General features: G+C 56.1%; 13 protein-coding genes. 7 read left to right on the top strand and 6 right to left on the bottom strand.

From position 1 onward, the window contains the following. The first annotated feature begins 14 nt into the window (after nt 1-14). A complete protein-coding gene (locus ET33_RS10685) occupies nt 15-950 on the top strand; it encodes a carbohydrate kinase family protein (protein WP_036680495.1) in 936 nt (311 codons plus the stop codon). A gap of 192 nt (nt 951-1,142) precedes the next feature. Beyond that, nucleotides 1,143-2,693, top strand: a complete 1,551-nt coding sequence (locus ET33_RS10680; protein ID WP_407668093.1) for a choice-of-anchor Q domain-containing protein — start codon at nt 1,143-1,145, stop codon at nt 2,691-2,693. A gap of 172 nt (nt 2,694-2,865) precedes the next feature. On the opposite strand, the gene ET33_RS10675 is transcribed toward ET33_RS10680, so the two are convergent. Continuing rightward, complete coding sequence (locus tag ET33_RS10675) at nt 2,866-4,629, bottom strand: sigma-54-dependent Fis family transcriptional regulator (protein WP_235206687.1); 1,764 nt, start codon at nt 4,627-4,629, stop codon at nt 2,866-2,868. A gap of 246 nt (nt 4,630-4,875) precedes the next feature. Between ET33_RS10675 and adhP the strand changes: the two genes are divergently transcribed. From adhP to ET33_RS10650, 5 genes are all read left to right on the top strand, one after another. Then, on the top strand, nt 4,876-5,889 hold the full coding sequence (adhP, locus tag ET33_RS10670; RefSeq protein WP_036680493.1) for an alcohol dehydrogenase AdhP: 1,014 nt from the start codon (nt 4,876-4,878) through the stop codon (nt 5,887-5,889). Between the two features lie 95 nt (nt 5,890-5,984). Further along, on the top strand, nt 5,985-7,505 hold the full coding sequence (gene adh / locus ET33_RS10665; RefSeq protein WP_036680490.1) for an aldehyde dehydrogenase: 1,521 nt from the start codon (nt 5,985-5,987) through the stop codon (nt 7,503-7,505). Between the two features lie 12 nt (nt 7,506-7,517). Continuing rightward, the gene (locus tag ET33_RS10660) at nt 7,518-7,883 is read left to right on the top strand and encodes a DUF779 domain-containing protein (RefSeq protein ID WP_200879201.1); all 366 of its coding nucleotides are present in this window, start codon (nt 7,518-7,520) and stop codon (nt 7,881-7,883) included. A gap of 604 nt (nt 7,884-8,487) precedes the next feature. After that, complete coding sequence (gene aac(2')-IIb / locus ET33_RS10655) at nt 8,488-9,207, top strand: kasugamycin N-acetyltransferase AAC(2')-IIb (protein WP_036680485.1); 720 nt, start codon at nt 8,488-8,490, stop codon at nt 9,205-9,207. Between the two features lie 291 nt (nt 9,208-9,498). Then, nucleotides 9,499-10,977 (top strand): S-layer homology domain-containing protein, encoded by a 1,479-nt coding sequence (locus tag ET33_RS10650; RefSeq protein WP_036680482.1) that lies wholly within the window; start codon nt 9,499-9,501, stop codon nt 10,975-10,977. A gap of 81 nt (nt 10,978-11,058) precedes the next feature. Here the strand turns inward: ET33_RS10650 and ET33_RS10645 are convergent, their stop codons facing one another. The 5 genes from ET33_RS10645 to ET33_RS10625 form a co-directional block, all read right to left on the bottom strand. After that, nucleotides 11,059-11,757: a response regulator transcription factor gene (locus ET33_RS10645; protein ID WP_036680478.1), complete on the bottom strand. Its 699-nt coding sequence runs from the start codon at nt 11,755-11,757 to the stop codon at nt 11,059-11,061. Continuing rightward, nucleotides 11,744-13,990: a sensor histidine kinase gene (locus tag ET33_RS10640; RefSeq protein WP_036680473.1), complete on the bottom strand. Its 2,247-nt coding sequence runs from the start codon at nt 13,988-13,990 to the stop codon at nt 11,744-11,746. Before ET33_RS10640 ends, ET33_RS10645 begins: the two co-directional genes overlap by 14 nt. A 136-nt stretch (nt 13,991-14,126) precedes the next feature. Beyond that, the gene (locus ET33_RS10635; protein ID WP_036680470.1) at nt 14,127-14,600 is read right to left on the bottom strand and encodes a GNAT family N-acetyltransferase; all 474 of its coding nucleotides are present in this window, start codon (nt 14,598-14,600) and stop codon (nt 14,127-14,129) included. Nucleotides 14,601-14,642: 42 nt separating this feature from the next. Then, complete coding sequence (locus ET33_RS10630; RefSeq protein WP_036680468.1) at nt 14,643-15,020, bottom strand: glyoxalase superfamily protein; 378 nt, start codon at nt 15,018-15,020, stop codon at nt 14,643-14,645. Between the two features lie 57 nt (nt 15,021-15,077). Further along, entirely contained in the window at nt 15,078-16,118 is a 1,041-nt protein-coding gene (locus ET33_RS10625; RefSeq protein WP_036680466.1) for a flavin-containing monooxygenase, read from the bottom strand. Nucleotides 16,119-16,447: the final 329 nt, after the last annotated feature.

Raw genomic sequence — 16,447 nt, 5'->3', positions numbered from 1 at the left:
GGGAGGAAGAAACCATGTCTGTCGTCGTGCTTGGCGAATTGAACGTAGATATCATTATTTCGGGGAACGATCTGATGCCCGAATGGAACCGGGAGAAGCTGATCGACTCATTCGACATCGTACTCGGCTCCTCCTCGGCTATTACGGCGTGCGCGCTGGCCGGACTCGGGCAGGACGTCCGGTTCGTCAGCGTCGTTGGCGATGACGATTTCGGTCGGTTCTGCATCCGCGAGCTGGAGCGAATGGGCGTCGATACGGCGCATGTGAAGCGCGACCCGGGGCTGAAAACCGGCGTGACCATGTCCTTCTCGACACCAAGCGACCGGGGGCTGATGACGTATCCGGGCAGCATTCCGATGCTGCAGCCGCAGGATGTGCCGGATACGCTGCTGAAGCAGGCGGCTCACGTGCATTTCGGCTCGTATTTTCTGCAGGACAGCATGCGCGATCATTGGAAGCCGCTGTTCGAAACCGTGCGCAGCCAGGAAAGCAGCACGTCGTTCGATACGGGATGGGATGTGCGCCAGCAGTGGCATCGGGCTTCGATCCACGCGCTGCTCGGCGCTACGGATCTGTTTATCCCAAGCGAAGAGGAGCTGCTGCACATTTATGGTGCTGCGACGCTCGAAGCGGTGTGGGAGCTGCTGCCGCCAGACGCGCAACTGGTGGCGGTCAAGCGTGGAGCGGCCGGCGCAGCGCTGTTTCAACCGGGCGCGGCGCCGCTGTCCGTTAAAGCCTACGATATCGTCCCGGTCGATACGACGGGGGCGGGGGACGCCTTTAACGCCGGGCTGATCCACGCCTATCTGGGCGGTCAGCGGGGAGAAGCGCTTCTCCGCTATGCCTGCGCCTGCGGAGCGATCGCCACACAGGGTGTCGGAGGAACGGGACGGCTGCCAACCGCGGAAGCGGTGGAGCGGCTGCAGACTTCTGTGGCGCTTCGAAGCTGAAGCGGGTGTAGGCGGTCGTGAGACGCGGGCGGCCTATCTTCGGGGCATTTTTGGAGGAGAGGCCGCCTGATGCTCAGCTAAAGGAGGTGGTGCGCTCCAGGCGACAGAAGTGATTTTAGGGGAAGTCTGCATGCAGCAGGTGATAACTACGCCGAAATTTAACCTCAAAGGAGATGAACGTTTGTGATCCGTATTCGTAACCAGGCGCCACGTGTCATCGCAGCCGCCGCCATCCTTTTCGGCATGCTGGCAGCAAATGTGGGAACGCCTCAAGCGCAAGCCAATCCCGTGACGTACTACGTGTCGACGAACGGCAGCGACAGCAATCCAGGTACGAGCAGCAGCGCCGCGTGGAAAACGCTCCAATATGCCGCCGATCATGCCGCCCCGGGGAGCACCGTCTATGTATTGGGCGGCGTGTATAACCAGAAGCTGAAGATTACAAAATCCGGATCGGCAGCCGCAGGCCCGATCACCTTTGAGAGCTCGCCTGCTCAAGCGGCGATTATCGACGGAACCGGCTTGCCCGTATCCGGCGGCGAGGGTCTTGTGGACATTGCCGATGCCAGCTACTTCACGCTGAAAGGCTTCGAGATCCGCAACTACGCAACATCGGCCAAGGGCAAAATGCCGGTCGGCATTTTCGTCCACGGAGCGGGCAGCCATATCGAGCTTCGCAACAACAACGTTCACCACATTAAGAACACCGCGACGCTCGGCTCGGATTTGGCCGGCCGGGATGCGCACGGCATCGCCGTGTACGGCACGAAAGCACCGGCAGCGCTGGAGCATGTCGTCATCGACGGCAACACGCTGAGCGATCTGGTGCTCGGTTCCAGTGAATCGTTGGTGGTGAACGGGAATGTCGATTCATTCGAAATTACGAATAATCTCATTCACGACAACGACAATATCGGGATCGACGTTATCGGCTTCGAGGGAAAAGCGCCCAATCCAGCCTACGACCAAGCCCGGAACGGCCTGATTCGCGGCAATACCGTCTACAACATTACGTCCAACAACAATCCTTCCTACGGCAAAACGCTTCCGAACGATTCGAACGCTGCGGGCGGTATTTACGTGGACGGCGGAAAAGACACCGTGATCGAGCAAAACTACAGCTACAACAACGATATCGGCGTTGAAATCGCCAGCGAGCATCAAGGAAAAGCGACCAGCGGCGTCACGATCCGCAACAACTTGGTGTACGGCAACCGGTATACCGGCATTGCTATGGGCGGATACGATACGAAGCGGGGATCGACGGTCAATTGCATCGTCGTCAACAACACGCTCTATAAGAACGATACGAAAAATCTCGGCGGCGGCCAACTGCTGCTCCAATATGATACGCAGAACAACATTGTCAAAAACAATATTATGGTGGCCAGCGCATCGAACATTTTGATTTATAACGAATATACGAAAAACAGCGGCAATATTGTCGATTATAACTTGTACTTTGCGCCCGGAGGCGCTTCAAATGCGACGTGGACGTGGAAAAACAAGGAGTATACCGGATTTGCCGCCTATAAGTCGGGGACGGGGAACGACGCGCACTCGCTGTTTGCCGATCCCGGGTTTGTGAACGCAGCGGCAAACAATTTTCATTTGAAAGCGACCTCTCCTGCGATTAACGCCGGGTCGACGGAGCCGGCCGTCATCGGCGCCACGGATCTCGATGGGAAGCCCAGAGTGCAGGGGAGCGGCGTCGATATCGGCGCGTATGAAGCCACGCCTTAACTTGGAAAGCGTGCGAGCGTTCCGTTTGAGTGTAGGAGTAACGAAGCGGGAAAAGAAATGCCGATTCGCGTGGAAGAAACAATGAGAGGTTAGTCGGCATGATGGCCAAGGTAGCTTTGGGAGAGCACCGTGTGGATACGGGAGCTCTCCCCTTTGATTTTATCGTTAAAGGTTACGGCTCGATGCCATACTGCTCGATCTTCCGGTACAGCGTCGTCCGGCCGATGTCGAGGAGGGCAGCGGATTTGCTCAGGTTCCAGCCGGTCGACTGCAACGCCCGTCGGATCGCTCCGATTTCTGCATCCTTTAATGTCGGCACGGTCGGGCCGTCATTCCGGTACTCGACGGCGTCCGTTTGGTCGAGCTCGTCAAAGTGCAGATGCTCGGGACGGAGCGACCCTTCCCCTGCAAGAAACGAAGCCTGTGTCAAAACGCCGTGCAGCTCGCGGATATTGCCGGGCCAGCCGTAGCGCAGCAACTTGCGCTTCGTTTCTTCCGGAAGTTGGCGGTGGGGGCAGCCGTTCTTATGCAGCCAATGCTCGACGAGCGTCAGCAGATCGGATCGGTCTCGCAAGGACGGCAGCGTGATCTGAATGCCCTTCAGCCGGTAGTACAAATCCGCGCGGAAGCGTCCTTCCTTGATTTCCAGCGGCAAATGCTTGTGCGTGGCTGCGACGATCCGCACATCGATGCGTCTCGATTTGGTGCTGCCGACAGGCGTGACGGTGCGCTCCTGCAGCACGCGCAGCAGCGCAGCCTGTGCGCGCAGTGACATATCCCCGATCTCGTCCAAAAAAATCGTCCCCGTATGCGCCGCCTCGAATTTACCCGTACTACCCTCTCGGTTTGCTCCCGTAAACGCTCCTCGCTCGTAGCCGAACCATTCGCTTTCCACCAGACTATCCGGAATCGCGCCGCAGTTTACGGCAATGAAAGGGCGGTCCGCCCGCAGACTTGCCGAGTGGATCGATTGGGCGAAAAGCTCTTTGCCCGTACCGCTTTCGCCGAGCAGAAGGACAGGAATATCGGTGAGTGCCGCTTTGGAGGCCAGTTCCTTCTTTTCTACAAAATGGGGGCATGTCCCGGCGATGTCGGAGAAGCTGTAGAGGCCGTGCCGACCTTCTTGCGGCTTGCGGACAGCTACGGAGCGCCAGACGGTGCGGCTGCTGTCTTGAATGGTTTTGATGGAGAAACCTTCGATGCCGTTGAACGGCTTGCCGATCGCATCTCTGCCTACGGCACGTAGCGCCGCCTGGTTCGCCCGAATGATCCGGTTGTCCCTGTCGAGCGACAGCAGCGGGAGCGGGTTATGGTTTGCGGTGAATTCAAGCTCCTGAAGCGTAACGAGATGATCCTGCTTCGCTTCCTCCAGCAGCAGCCGGTTTTGCAGCGATTCCGCGACCATGACGGCAAGAGTCAGATTGTAGTGGTGGTAGCTCTCCCGCTTGCCGCTGAAATTGATGACGCCGATCAGCTCGCCTGTCGGACTGAAAATCGGGGATGAAGCGCAGGTGAGAAAAGCGTTGGCCTGGCAAAAATGCTCCGCCGCATGGACGCGGACGGGAATTTTTTCGGTGATGGCGACGCCGATCGCATTGGTACCCTTGCGTTTCTCGTCCCATACGGCCCCGACCTGAAGCTGAACGGCTTCCGCCCGTTTCGAAAAGCCGGGGTCCCCGGCAGCGTACAGAATGCAGCCTTGGGCATCGATAAGCAGGGCCGTTTGGCCGGATTGCTGAATGAAAGGTTTGATGGTGTCGAAAATTTGCGAGGCATGACGAACGATTGTTTCGTTTTCTTTCAATCGCTCCTGAAAGAGCTTTCCGGTCAGCAGACGGTCATCAAACGGGTCGGTCGGCTTCAATCCGTACCGCTGGCAGCGCTTCCATGAGCTGGCTACAACCTCCGTATAAGTCTGAATGTCCAAGGATGACAAGAAAGACACCTCCGGAAACATCAATATAAGTATAGAATATCACAACCTACGAAGGTTCACCAATTGTTCACAGCAATTGTTCCATTTTGAACCGGAAAGAACGGAGGGAGTGTTCCGGAATGAAACAACTTTTAATAAAACGCTTACAAAGGTTCCTTGCGTGACGCGGCCCACACGTATTGGCACGCTTTTTGCTTTATTTATGGCGAAGTCAAAAAAAAGTTCTCAAGGGGAGGAATTCATCAGATGAAAGCGGCCGTTGTGAACGAGTTTCACCAGCAATTGGAGATTAAAGACGTACCCGTGCCGGAGATCGGCCACGGTGAAGTGCTCGTCAAGATTAAAGCGTGCGGGGTTTGCCATACCGATCTGCATGCCGCTCACGGAGATTGGCCGGTCAAGCCGAAGCTGCCGCTTATTCCCGGACATGAAGGCGTCGGCGAAATCGTGGCGCTGGGCGAAGGCGTGACTTCGCTTAAGGTCGGTGACCGCGTAGGGATTCCTTGGCTCTATTCCGCGTGCGGCGAATGCGATTATTGCTTGACGGGATGGGAGACGCTCTGCAAAAACCAGCTCAACGCTGGCTATTCGGTAGACGGCGGGTATGCCGAGTACTGCAAAGCGCCGGCCGCTTATGTGGCGAAAATTCCGGATAGCTTGAGCTACGTGGATGCCGCTCCGATCTTCTGTGCAGGCGTGACGACGTATAAGGCGCTGAAGGTGACGGGAGCGAAGCCCGGCGAGTGGGTTGCCATTTACGGCATCGGCGGGCTCGGCCATGTTGCGCTCCAGTACGCCAAGGCGATGGGGTACCATGTAGTCGCCGTCGACATTCATGACGATAAGCTGGAGCTTGCCATGGCGCTGGGTGCCGACTTGACCGTCAACGGGCAGAAGGAAGATCCTACGGAAGCGATTGAACGGGAGATCGGAGGAGCGCATGCCGCGATCAGCGTCGCCGTGACGCCGAAAGCGTTCGAGCAGGCTTACCGTTCGGTTCGCCGGGGCGGCACGCTGGTCGTCGTCGGACTGCCGAACGCGGATTTGCCGATCCCGATTTTCGACACCGTGTTGAATGGCGTAACGGTTAAGGGCTCGATTGTCGGCTCGCGGAAAGATTTGCAGGAAGCGCTGGATTTTGCGGCGCGGGGCAAGGTGAAGACGAATATCGAGACGCAGTCGCTGGACCGGATCAATGAAGTGTTCGACCGGCTGCAAAAAGGTCAGGTCAACGGACGTGTCGTTCTGACGCTCGATTAACGGTACAAGGCATACATTCGAATCCGCCGCATACATCTGTATCAACATAACCCAATGTCATAATCTATCCAATCCAACCGTGGGAGGACGAAACGATGATCTATGCACAACCAGGACAAACCGGAGCCAAGGTGACGTTCAAGAAGCGCTACGAAAACTTTATCGGCGGTCAATGGGTCGCGCCGGTGAAAGGGCAGTATTTTGATAACATTACGCCAGTGACGGGTCAAGCCTTCTGCGAGGTTCCCCGCTCTACGGCGGAAGATATCGAGCTGGCCCTGGATGCAGCTTATGCCGCTAAAGACGCGTGGGGCCGCACATCGGTTGCCGCCCGCGCGCAAATTTTGAACAAAATCGCGGACCGTATGGAAGCGAATTTGGAGCTGCTTGCCGTCGCGGAAACGTGGGACAACGGCAAGCCGATCCGGGAGGCGCTTGCCGCCGACCTGCCGCTGGCTATCGATCATTTCCGCTATTTCGCCGGTTGCATCCGTACAGAGGAGGGCACGATCGGGGAAGTGGACAGTGATACGGTCGCCTATCATTTCCATGAGCCGCTAGGCGTCGTCGGGCAGATCATTCCGTGGAACTTCCCGCTGCTGATGGCAACGTGGAAAATCGCGCCTGCGCTGGCGGCCGGCAACTGCGTCGTGCTCAAGCCTGCGGAGCAGACGCCGGCGTCGATTCTCGTGCTCGCCGAGCTGATTGCCGACCTGCTGCCGCACGGCGTGCTGAACATCGTGAACGGCTTCGGTCTGGAAGCCGGCAAGCCGCTCGCTTCGAGCAGCCGCATCGCCAAGATCGCATTCACCGGCGAAACGACGACGGGACGCCTGATCATGCAGTACGCTTCGCAGAACATTATCCCGGTGACGCTGGAGCTCGGCGGGAAGTCGCCCAATCTGTTCTTCGAGGACGTGTACGCCAAGGATGACGCCTTCCTGAACAAGGCGATCGAAGGCTTCGTGCTGTTCGCGCTGAACCAAGGCGAAGTGTGCACCTGCCCGTCCCGCGCGCTCATTCAGGAGTCGATCTACGACCAGTTCATGGAGCGGGCCTTGCAGCGGGTAGCGGCGATCAAACAGGGCAACCCGCTCAATACAGAAACGATGATCGGCGCGCAGGCGTCCTCCGAGCAGGTCGAGAAAATCATGTCGTACTTGAGCATCGGGAAGCAGGAAGGAGCCGAATGTCTGATCGGCGGAGACCGTGCGGCGCTCGAAGGAGACCTGAGCGGCGGTTATTACGTTCAGCCGACGGTATTTAAAGGCCACAACAAAATGCGCATTTTCCAAGAGGAAATTTTCGGACCGGTCGTTTCCGTCACGACCTTCAAGGATCAGGAGGAAGCGTTGGCCATCGCCAACGATACGCTGTACGGACTCGGCGCCGGACTGTGGACGCGGGATATCAACACGGCATACCGGTTCGGAAGAAACATTCAGGCTGGCCGCGTCTGGACAAACTGCTATCATGCCTATCCGGCGCATGCGGCGTTCGGCGGGTACAAGGGCTCCGGGATTGGCCGCGAGACGCATAAGATGATGCTGTCGCATTACCAGCAAACGAAAAACCTGCTGGTCAGCTACAGCACGGACGCCCTGGGCTTCTTCTGATCCGGAGGCGCGATGGATATGGTCCCGAAGGTGCTCGCAACGGACGAAGCGTTGGCCTTGATCCGGCTGCTCCAGGACAAACACGGCCCCGTCATGTTCCATCAATCGGGAGGCTGCTGCGACGGCAGCTCTCCCATGTGCTATCCGGAGGGGGAATTCCTGCTCGGGGAACAGGACGTTCAGCTCGGCGAGATCGGCGGCGCTCCGTTCTATATGAGTCAAGCGCAGTATGACTATTGGAAATACACGCAGCTGATCATCGACGTAGTGCCCGGGAGAGGCGGCATGTTTTCGCTTGAAGGCCCGGAGGGGGTGCGGTTTTTGACCCGGTCGCGCGTGTTTACCGATGAGGAGCGGAAAGCGCTCGGACTGCCGTAATCCCGTCGGAAGTTTGTCGCGGAGAACGCTTTTAACTACACTAGGGCTGTAAAAGAGGGTGGACGATGACGGTCCTTCTTTTCATGCAGCTAAGCGTGCCGCCGACAAAATCCGGAAATATATGCACAGTGGCTTGATCGTCCGATGTCTGGCCTCCGTACGGTTCTTATCTACGTAAAGAACCCGCGGAGGCTTTTTTTATTTTTTCCGCGGGACTTGGACACAGCCGCATCTATAATAGAGGAACGGCGATGCGCTAAATGACTTTGCGGTGACCGCCGCCTGAACATAGAGGAAGTGTGATTCGCTATCCGTGTCGAAAAATATGAAAAAGCTTTCTACGCAGCATAATAGCGCATCTGAGTTCCTTTAAGCTATCAAATCGGCCGGAGGGAGGCCGGATAGCGCATCGTGGTTCCTCTATATTTAACTCACAGGGAGCAGCTGTTTTCGGGAAAGGTTGGTATCCCGCTTGCAGGGGTTCCAAAAAATGTTCGAAAGGATAATTTGATTATCATTATGTTTTCTCAAGTTATTTCGGATCATTTTTGATACTCTTAAAAAAGAGGTACCTAGTCGTAGTAACGGATTGGAGAGTGGAAGCGTGAGCGATAGAGAACAAATCAAACCAACCGCCCATGAATTGATGGAAATGCATGTCGAAGCATTGTTTACGCATGATCGGAACATGAGGCTTCGCACAATAAACGAGCCATGGCCGGGAGAGCCTCCCGCCCCTCGGTTTTTCTTAGGACGAACGATAGAGGGTTCGGCTCTCTGCCGGTTTCGGTATGATGTCCCGGAGACGCTTGCCCGGCTATTGGAGGAACTGTGCGCCGACGAACCGAACGTAAAAGATTTCCAGACGAAGCCGAAGCATTTCGAGGCCTATATGAACCTCCTTCAAAGCGAACGCTTCACGATGGGCCCATGCTATCTTATTCCCGACGCCACCGTGCCGACAATGGAAGTAGTCAGCGTCACTCGTGAAAATATGACCGAATTATTGCGCGGCAGCTTCGAATGGCTGATCTCGGAAATCGACTACGCGCAGCCCTGTATAGCGCTCGTACGCGAAGGCAGGGCCGTTTCGATCTGCCGCAGCGTCCGTATCACATCCCGGGCGCACGAAGCAGGACTTGAAACTTTGGACGAGTTTCGTGGGAGGGGATATGCCGCCGAAGTTGTTGCCGGGTGGGCGATGGCGGTGCGGCAGATTGAGGGCATCCCGTTATACAGCACTTTGTGCGACAATTTTTCGTCCCAGAGTGTGGCGAGAAAATCAGGCTTGTCCTACTATGGAGTCAATTTCACCATTACTTGATCTCATGCCGCGTTATTGATATTTCGACAGCTCGTTAGCTTTTATAAATCTGTCTTTGTAAAGCAGGGGAACGTCTTTGAAGACGTCCACCAGGGAGCGAACAATTGACGATTAACTTTAAGGACAAGGGACCTGGGTGTGATGTCACGCTCAGGTTTTTTATGTTTTTGTAATGCGGCCGCCGTTATTTTTATTCGATTGTAACGGCCCGGGCGGTAAGATAGGCTTTGTACGAAACAACTTCATAAACCCCTGCTTGAAAATACGTTCCCTGAAAGCGAGATGACTTTGATGAAAACGAAAAAGATGATCACGACCGTCGCGCTGACGACTGCCGTCACGCTCGGTTCGCTTGCTCCGATTCATGTATTGCCTGTGCAGGCAGCGGCCTCGTTCACCGATATCAGCGCATCTGCGCCTTACCAGACGGCGCTTGAAGCGCTCGAAAAAAGCCAGGTCGTTCAAGGCTACGGCCAGCATGACTTCCGTCCGAATCAAGCGATCACCAGAGCCGAACTCGCGACGATGGCGGTCAAAGCATTCCAGCTTCAAGCCGCAGGACAGGCTGCCGCATGGAGCGATGTTAAGGCATCCGACTGGTTCTACGAATACGTGAACGCGGTTGTTGACCAAGGCGCCATGACTGGGGAGAACGGCAGCTTTAAGCCGAACGATTCGCTGTCGCAGGATCAATTGATCGCGATTGTTGCCAAGGCATCCAAAGCCGATGCGGCCACGCTGAAAAATGCACTGGGTACGACATATTCGGGAAGCAGCACCATGACCCGCGCCGAAGCCGCTATCGTGGTCCATGCCGCGCTGCAGGTCGCTTCCATTCAAGTGGCGGAATGGAAGGCCGTGAACCCGATCACGCTTCAAATTACGTTCTCCGCGCCGCTGCCGAAGGAAGAGATCGATGTGGAGAAGGCCAAAGCGAACTTTACGTTCGACAACGGCTTGACGCCGCTTAACATTCCGCAGCTGAAATCGGGCTCGAAATCGACCTATATTTTGCCGGTTTCCCCGCAAAAAGCGGGTACGACCTACACATTCACGTACAAAGGCAAAAAAATAGGGACCTTCGAAGCGATGACGAACAAAATTTCGATGAGCTCCGCGCAGCAAGTGGCTTCCGATACGTTCGAAATCGAATCGAAGCTGGAAGACGGCGTTACTGACTACGGTAACGTGGTCGTGGCTTACCAAGGGAAGCGCGGCGGCCTTGAGTTTAGTCTGGACGATAACAACATGTACAACGGTAAAACGTATCAGCTGATTTCGTCCATGAGAGGCAAGCAAGTCACGATTACGCCGGAGAACGGAGAGCCGATTGTCGCTTCGTACGTACCTTTCACGCAAGCGACGGACGGACGCCAGGCCCCGAAATTCCGCTTGCCGGAAGGTCAGGCGCTGAAGCCGGGCGTTAAGTATACGGTCACCTCCGATTGGTCGACCATTGCCAATCCGACGTTTATGGCGAAAGAAATCGCGCCGCTTCAAATTCAATCCGTCGAACAAGCCGATGCCGCTTCGCTGAACGTGACCTTGTCGGCGGACCCGAAAGACGAGCTGTTCGCTCTCCGCAGCATCGTGCTGACAGCCGCCGACGGCACCAAGCTGAACGCGACTTACAGGCTAACCTCGCGCAAAGGCGCCGTCGGGACGTTCGATCTGCAGAACGGCGGCAAGCTGACGCCAGGGACGACGTATACGGTTGCACCGCTCGGAAACTGGGCGACGGCAGCGAACATTACGCTTACCGCGAAATAAGGTCGGCAGGAGACGTAGTGACATAATCAGCCCATATAAAAATCCATCGGTCCTTGTAAAAGGCCGATGGATTTTTGACGTTTAACCGCTGTTTTGGATCATGTAGCCTACGCCGGGATAGGTAACGATCCATTGGCCTTCCGGGAGGACGGCTTTCAGCTTCTGCCTGATGCGTGCGATGGTGACGCGCAAATATTCCACATCGTCGCGGTATTCGCTGCCCCAAATTTCGGTCAGCAGCTGCTCGTGGGTAAGCACCTTGCCTTCATGCTGAAGCAATTGGACAAGCAGCTTGTATTCCGTGTCCGTAAATTTGATTTCGCTGTCGCCGTTCCACGCCCGGCGCTGGGCCAGATTGACGACCACGGGGCCGAGGCGCAGCTCCTTGGTGGCGGGTATTTGTCCGCTGCCGCGGTCAAAACGCCGCAGCACGGCGCTGACGCGGGCGAACAGTTCATCCAGCGAGAACGGCTTGGTCAAATAATCGTCGGCTCCCAGATTCAGTCCTTGCACCTTGTCGCTGGAGTTGCTCCGCGCCGTCAGAATGATGACCGCCACGTCCGTATAGGTCCGCAGCCGGGTCAATACCTCGAAGCCGTCCATTCCCGGCATCATGACGTCGAGCAGAATCAGATCGGGATCGAACAGGTCAAGCGCCTCCAACGCTTCGGCGCCGCTTGCGCACGTGGCGGTTTCGTAGCCGGCCGATTTCAAATTGGCGGCGATAAACCGTAAAATTTTCGGTTCGTCGTCTACGATCATAATTTTATGCTTCTTCATTGTCGTCCTCCGTTTGGCCGTAATAGCTTGGCACCGAGACGATCATCGTCGTGCCTGCGCCTTCTGTGCTGTGCACTTCGATCGAGCCGCCGTGCGCGTCGATGATGCCTTGGCAGATCGCAAGTCCCAGTCCCGTTCCTCCGGTACGACGGCTGGACGAAACGTCGACCCGGTGGAACCGGTCGAAAATATGGGGCAGATGCGCTTCGGGAATGCCGATGCCGTTGTCCTTGACGAAAATTCGTACGTTCAGCCCGTTCGGCTCGGCCGTAACCCGGATATGAGGCTTCGATTCCTTATAGCGGATGGAGTTGGTGAACAGATTGATAAAAATTTGCTCTATTCTCCGTTTGTCCGCATAGAGGAACGGCAGTTCCTCGTCCAAGTCGATATGAAGCTGCGCATCGGCCGAGAGGGTGTGGGGCAGTCTCTGCCAAGCTCCTTCGACGACGGAGCGGACCCGGACGGGAGCGGGATGAATGCTCAGCGCTCCGGCTTCGATCTTGGAAATGTCGAGCCATTCGTCGATCAGCTCCTGAATCCGGCCGATATCCTCGTGAATGCCTTCCAGCAGCTCCTGCTTGAACTCCTCATCCCATCCGGCATGCTTGCGGAGCAGCGTCTCGACGCTTCCTCTGATACTCGTAATCGGAGTCTTGAACTCATGCGAGGCAAGCGAGATCAGGTCGTTCTTCAGCGTGTCGATCTCATGCTCCTTCGTCATGTCCCGGAAGACATAGCCGCGCCCGAATTCCTTGCCGCCGTCCGTCACTTGGAACGAGGCTAACTGGATGACCCGTTCGTCGCCGGGGGAGCGGACCAGCGTAAATTTTCCGTCCGGCTGCGGCATACGTCCGATTCGGGCGAAGTCCTCATCCGGCTGCGGCATTTTGCGGGCGATCCGATGCAGCAGTTCCTCCTCCGTCAAGCTTAGGAGCTCTTTGCCGTCGAACCCGAACAACTCGGCCATCCGGCGATTGACAAGCACGACCTGCTGATTCACGTCGATAAGGACGATGCCGTCGGAGTAGCTCTCCAGGACGGCGGCGAGCGTCGCATGCTGCTGCTGCAGGCTGAGCGTCCGTTCTTCGACCCGCTGCTCCAGCTCGCTGTTCAGCTCAAGCAAGGCTTGCCGGTTGTCATGAATCTGCTCGGCCATCTGCGCAAATTGGCTTGCCAAATAGTGCATCTCATATGGTGCACCCGGCGAAGACAGCGGCTCGCTCGGCACGGTATAGCGGTCGGCCGCAAGCGACTGCGTGTAGCGCACCAGCGCATGGATCGTCCGGTTCAGCCGTTTGGCCAAATAGGAACCCAGAAGCACGGTCAAGCCAAGCGTAAGCAAGAGCAGCAGGAACGTTGATTTAAGCGAGGCGAAAAAAGCCTCCTGTACGGCAGCGTAAGAGCGGCCGACCCACACCGTCCAGCCCAGACTGTCGATCGTTTTGAAGGAAACGAGCTCCTTCTGTCCGTTGGCGCCGGAGACGAACTTGTCCATCCCTTCCTTGAGGGAGGCCGCCGCTTGGAATGCCGGTTCGCCAGACAAATCCGCGATGGACTGGACCAGCTCGCTCCGAGGATAATAGATGACCCTGCCGGCCGGACCGAGCACGGCGGGATAAGCGCCCGGCCCGTAGTCGTATTGGGTGACGAGCCTTGCGATTTGGCCCATGTCGAGTATTCCGATCACAACGCCTTCAAAAGCCCGGCTTTCGCTGTAAAACGGGGCGGCGACGGCAACGAACGGCGCAGATCCGCCCTCGGCGCCATGCATCGGTTCGGAGATCGCGGGCTGCAGCGTTAGCTTCACTTTTTTCCAATACTCCTGTGAGCTTATATCGGTGCCGACTGGCAGCGCATACGCATTGCCGTTTTCCGCATCCGGCGAGAGAGCTTTTATCGCGCCGTTCTCATCCGTCACATAGAGCTGAGAAAAGCCGGGCAGGTTGTTTTTCACCGACTGGATTTTGCGCGTCAAGCCGGCCCGGTCGCGAAACCCGGGACCCGATGCGCTGATCGTTGTGGCGAGCGTATCTACGGCGTTGCGGTAATAATAAACGTACGTCTCGACGGCGTCGGCAAGACGCTTCGTGGCATGCTCCTGCGTCTTGTTGTATTCCTGCGTCAGCTTGTTGATTTGCTGTACCTGAATGGTGCCCAAGATCAGCACCGGCACAATCGCCATAACCGCAAAGGCCAGCGTCAGATGAGTGCGTAACGAACGATGATTCACGGGTTCCTCCCGGTTTGTTAAAGTGGGTGGGAAAATAGAAAAGCAGAAGCCTTTCCATGCGGCACCGCCGCTGGAAATTCCCCTGCTTGTACTTTCTAGTGTAGCTTGTATTCGCTCTCAGGTCAATAGAGGAGGCCTATGAACGGAGCATTCCTTTGTAGATTCCCGGCTTGGAATCCGGAATTTCGATCGCGCCGACCGTTTTTTCGTAAAAAGCGACCGGACCCGCGCCGCCGATCACGGCATAGCCGTACCCTTGGGCTCGCATGTCGTGCAAGCAGGCCAGCAGCAGGCCGGTGCCGACGCCTTTGCCGCGGCATACGTCGTCCACGCCGGTCGGGCCGAAAAAGCCTTTGCAGGTCGCATCGTAACACGCGAATCCGACCAGCTTGTCCTCCAAGGTAGCGATAAAGCAGGAGGTCGGATGTCCGCTAATCGCGACGTCACATTCGCTCTCCCAATGGGGATTGAATTTTTCCTTTACCCAGCCCCGGATCAGATGCTTCTCCGGCACGAGCGCCCTGCGGATCGTAAAACCCGCGTCCTCCAGTTTGGCCCGGAGCGGGGCGTCATCCGGAAGCTCGTACAACTTCACTAACATATCCGGCATCGTTCTGTTATCCCTCCTGATGTGATGTGCTTTTGAGATTCGTTATACCGCTTCGAAAAAAATGAGGCGGTTCCCAAACGGGTCCGTTACGGTAAGCTCTCGGGTGTCCCAAGGAGTAGTTTCCAGGCCAGGCTTGGCGTATTTATAGTCTTTAGCTCCAAGCTCCGCATGGAACGCTTCGAGGTTCTCGGCTCCGATGCGAACCGCAGCACCCGGGCAGCAATCCCCATGATGCTCGCTTAAGTGTAGCGTACACGCTCCTAGTGAGATTTGCATGTATAAGGGCAAGTTTGCTTCGAACCGATGCTCCCAATCGATCTGAAAGCCGAGATAGTCCACGTAAAACGCTATTGCTTTAGTTTCGTCGAATATTCGAAGAATCGGGGTGACCGATTTCAAGGCGTATGACATATCGCTCATAGACGCACCTCCGTCACATTTATTAACTTTATTGTATAACAAAACCGGAATGCAAATCTACGAAAGCCGGATCTTTTCCGCCAGCTTCGCCGCATCGCGGCCTACCCAGCCGAGCAGCGCCGAGCCCCGGGACGATTGCCACGGCAGGCCGAGATAATAAAGCCCGGATACCGGGCTGACGCCGCCGTGGTGAATAGCGTTCCCCTGCGAATCGATGGCTCCGTCGATCCGTATCCACCGGTAGTCGCTGCGGTAGCCGGTCGCCCACACGATATTGTTGACTTCCGCTTCGGTACCGTCTTCGAAAAGAAGGCGGTTTTCCTTCGTCCCGGCCGCTCTCGGCTTAAGCAGCACTTTTCGATCCGCCATAAGCGATTTTAGTTCGAGTCCGTAAATTTGTTCGGGCCGACTCTTCAGCCACGAACCGAGTAGGGAGCCTTTATCCGCACGGATAAATCCGAACAGGTCGAAATACCGAAAAATGCTTTGGCCCAGCACATACAGCGGTTTAAAATGCAGCTTGCTTCCGGCGGATAAATAGACTAGCCGCTCCCGGGACAGCTCTGCGGCGATCTGCGCGCCCGAATTGCCGGCGCCGACGACAAGCACAGGGCCGTCCCGCAGCTCACCGGGATTCCGGTATGCGCTGCTGTGCGTTTGATAGATTTCGTCCGGAAGCCCGGAGGCAAAGCCGGGAATGTAAGGCGTGTGGAACGGACCGGTTGCCACGATGACTTTGCCCGCCCGATAGGTTCCCCGATTCGTTTCGAGCAGGAAGCCCTGGCGCGTCTTGAACATTGAAATGACCCGCGTCTGCAATTGAACCGGCAGGGAATAACGCTTGGCGTAAGCTTCCAGGTAGTCGGCTGTTTCGTCCTTGGCCGGCAGTCCGTTCGGATCGCCAGGCATGGGCATGCCCGGCAGCGAATATTTTCGAGGCGTGAACAGTACCAAGGAGTCATACCGATTCCTCCAGCTGTTCCCGATGCGGTCGCTTGCATCCAGCAAGGTAAACGACACCGCTTGTTGTTTCAAATAATATCCCATTGCGAGACCGGCTTGTCCGGCTCCGATCACCAGCACATCAATCTGCTTCATCTTCATCGAGCTCCTTAGACGACATTGTAGTTGAATAAAAATATAATATATGATCACTTATTCATATATTAATTGTAAAACAGTTCCTCCCACAGTTCAAGAGAAAAATTCAGATAACTTTTTTGGCAGCAGGGAAAGCATGCGGGGAAAGGGCAGCCAGAGGGAAATTTACCGTTTGGATGCGTGCACACCTTGGGGCAGATTCGTTACTTTTAAATTTACCCTACCTATATTTTGTAAACTGTATGTAACGGAAGCTATACCAATCGGAGGTGTTTCATTATGCAAAGTCCTACCTATTCATTCCACCAAGAAAACAAAGGAACGTT

The sequence above is a fragment of the Paenibacillus tyrphae genome, from assembly GCF_000722545.1.
Lineage (GTDB): Bacteria > Bacillota > Bacilli > Paenibacillales > NBRC-103111 > Paenibacillus_G > Paenibacillus_G tyrfis.
The sequence above is the reverse complement of the archived record's forward strand: the minus strand, read 5'-3'. Positions and strand labels throughout refer to the sequence as shown.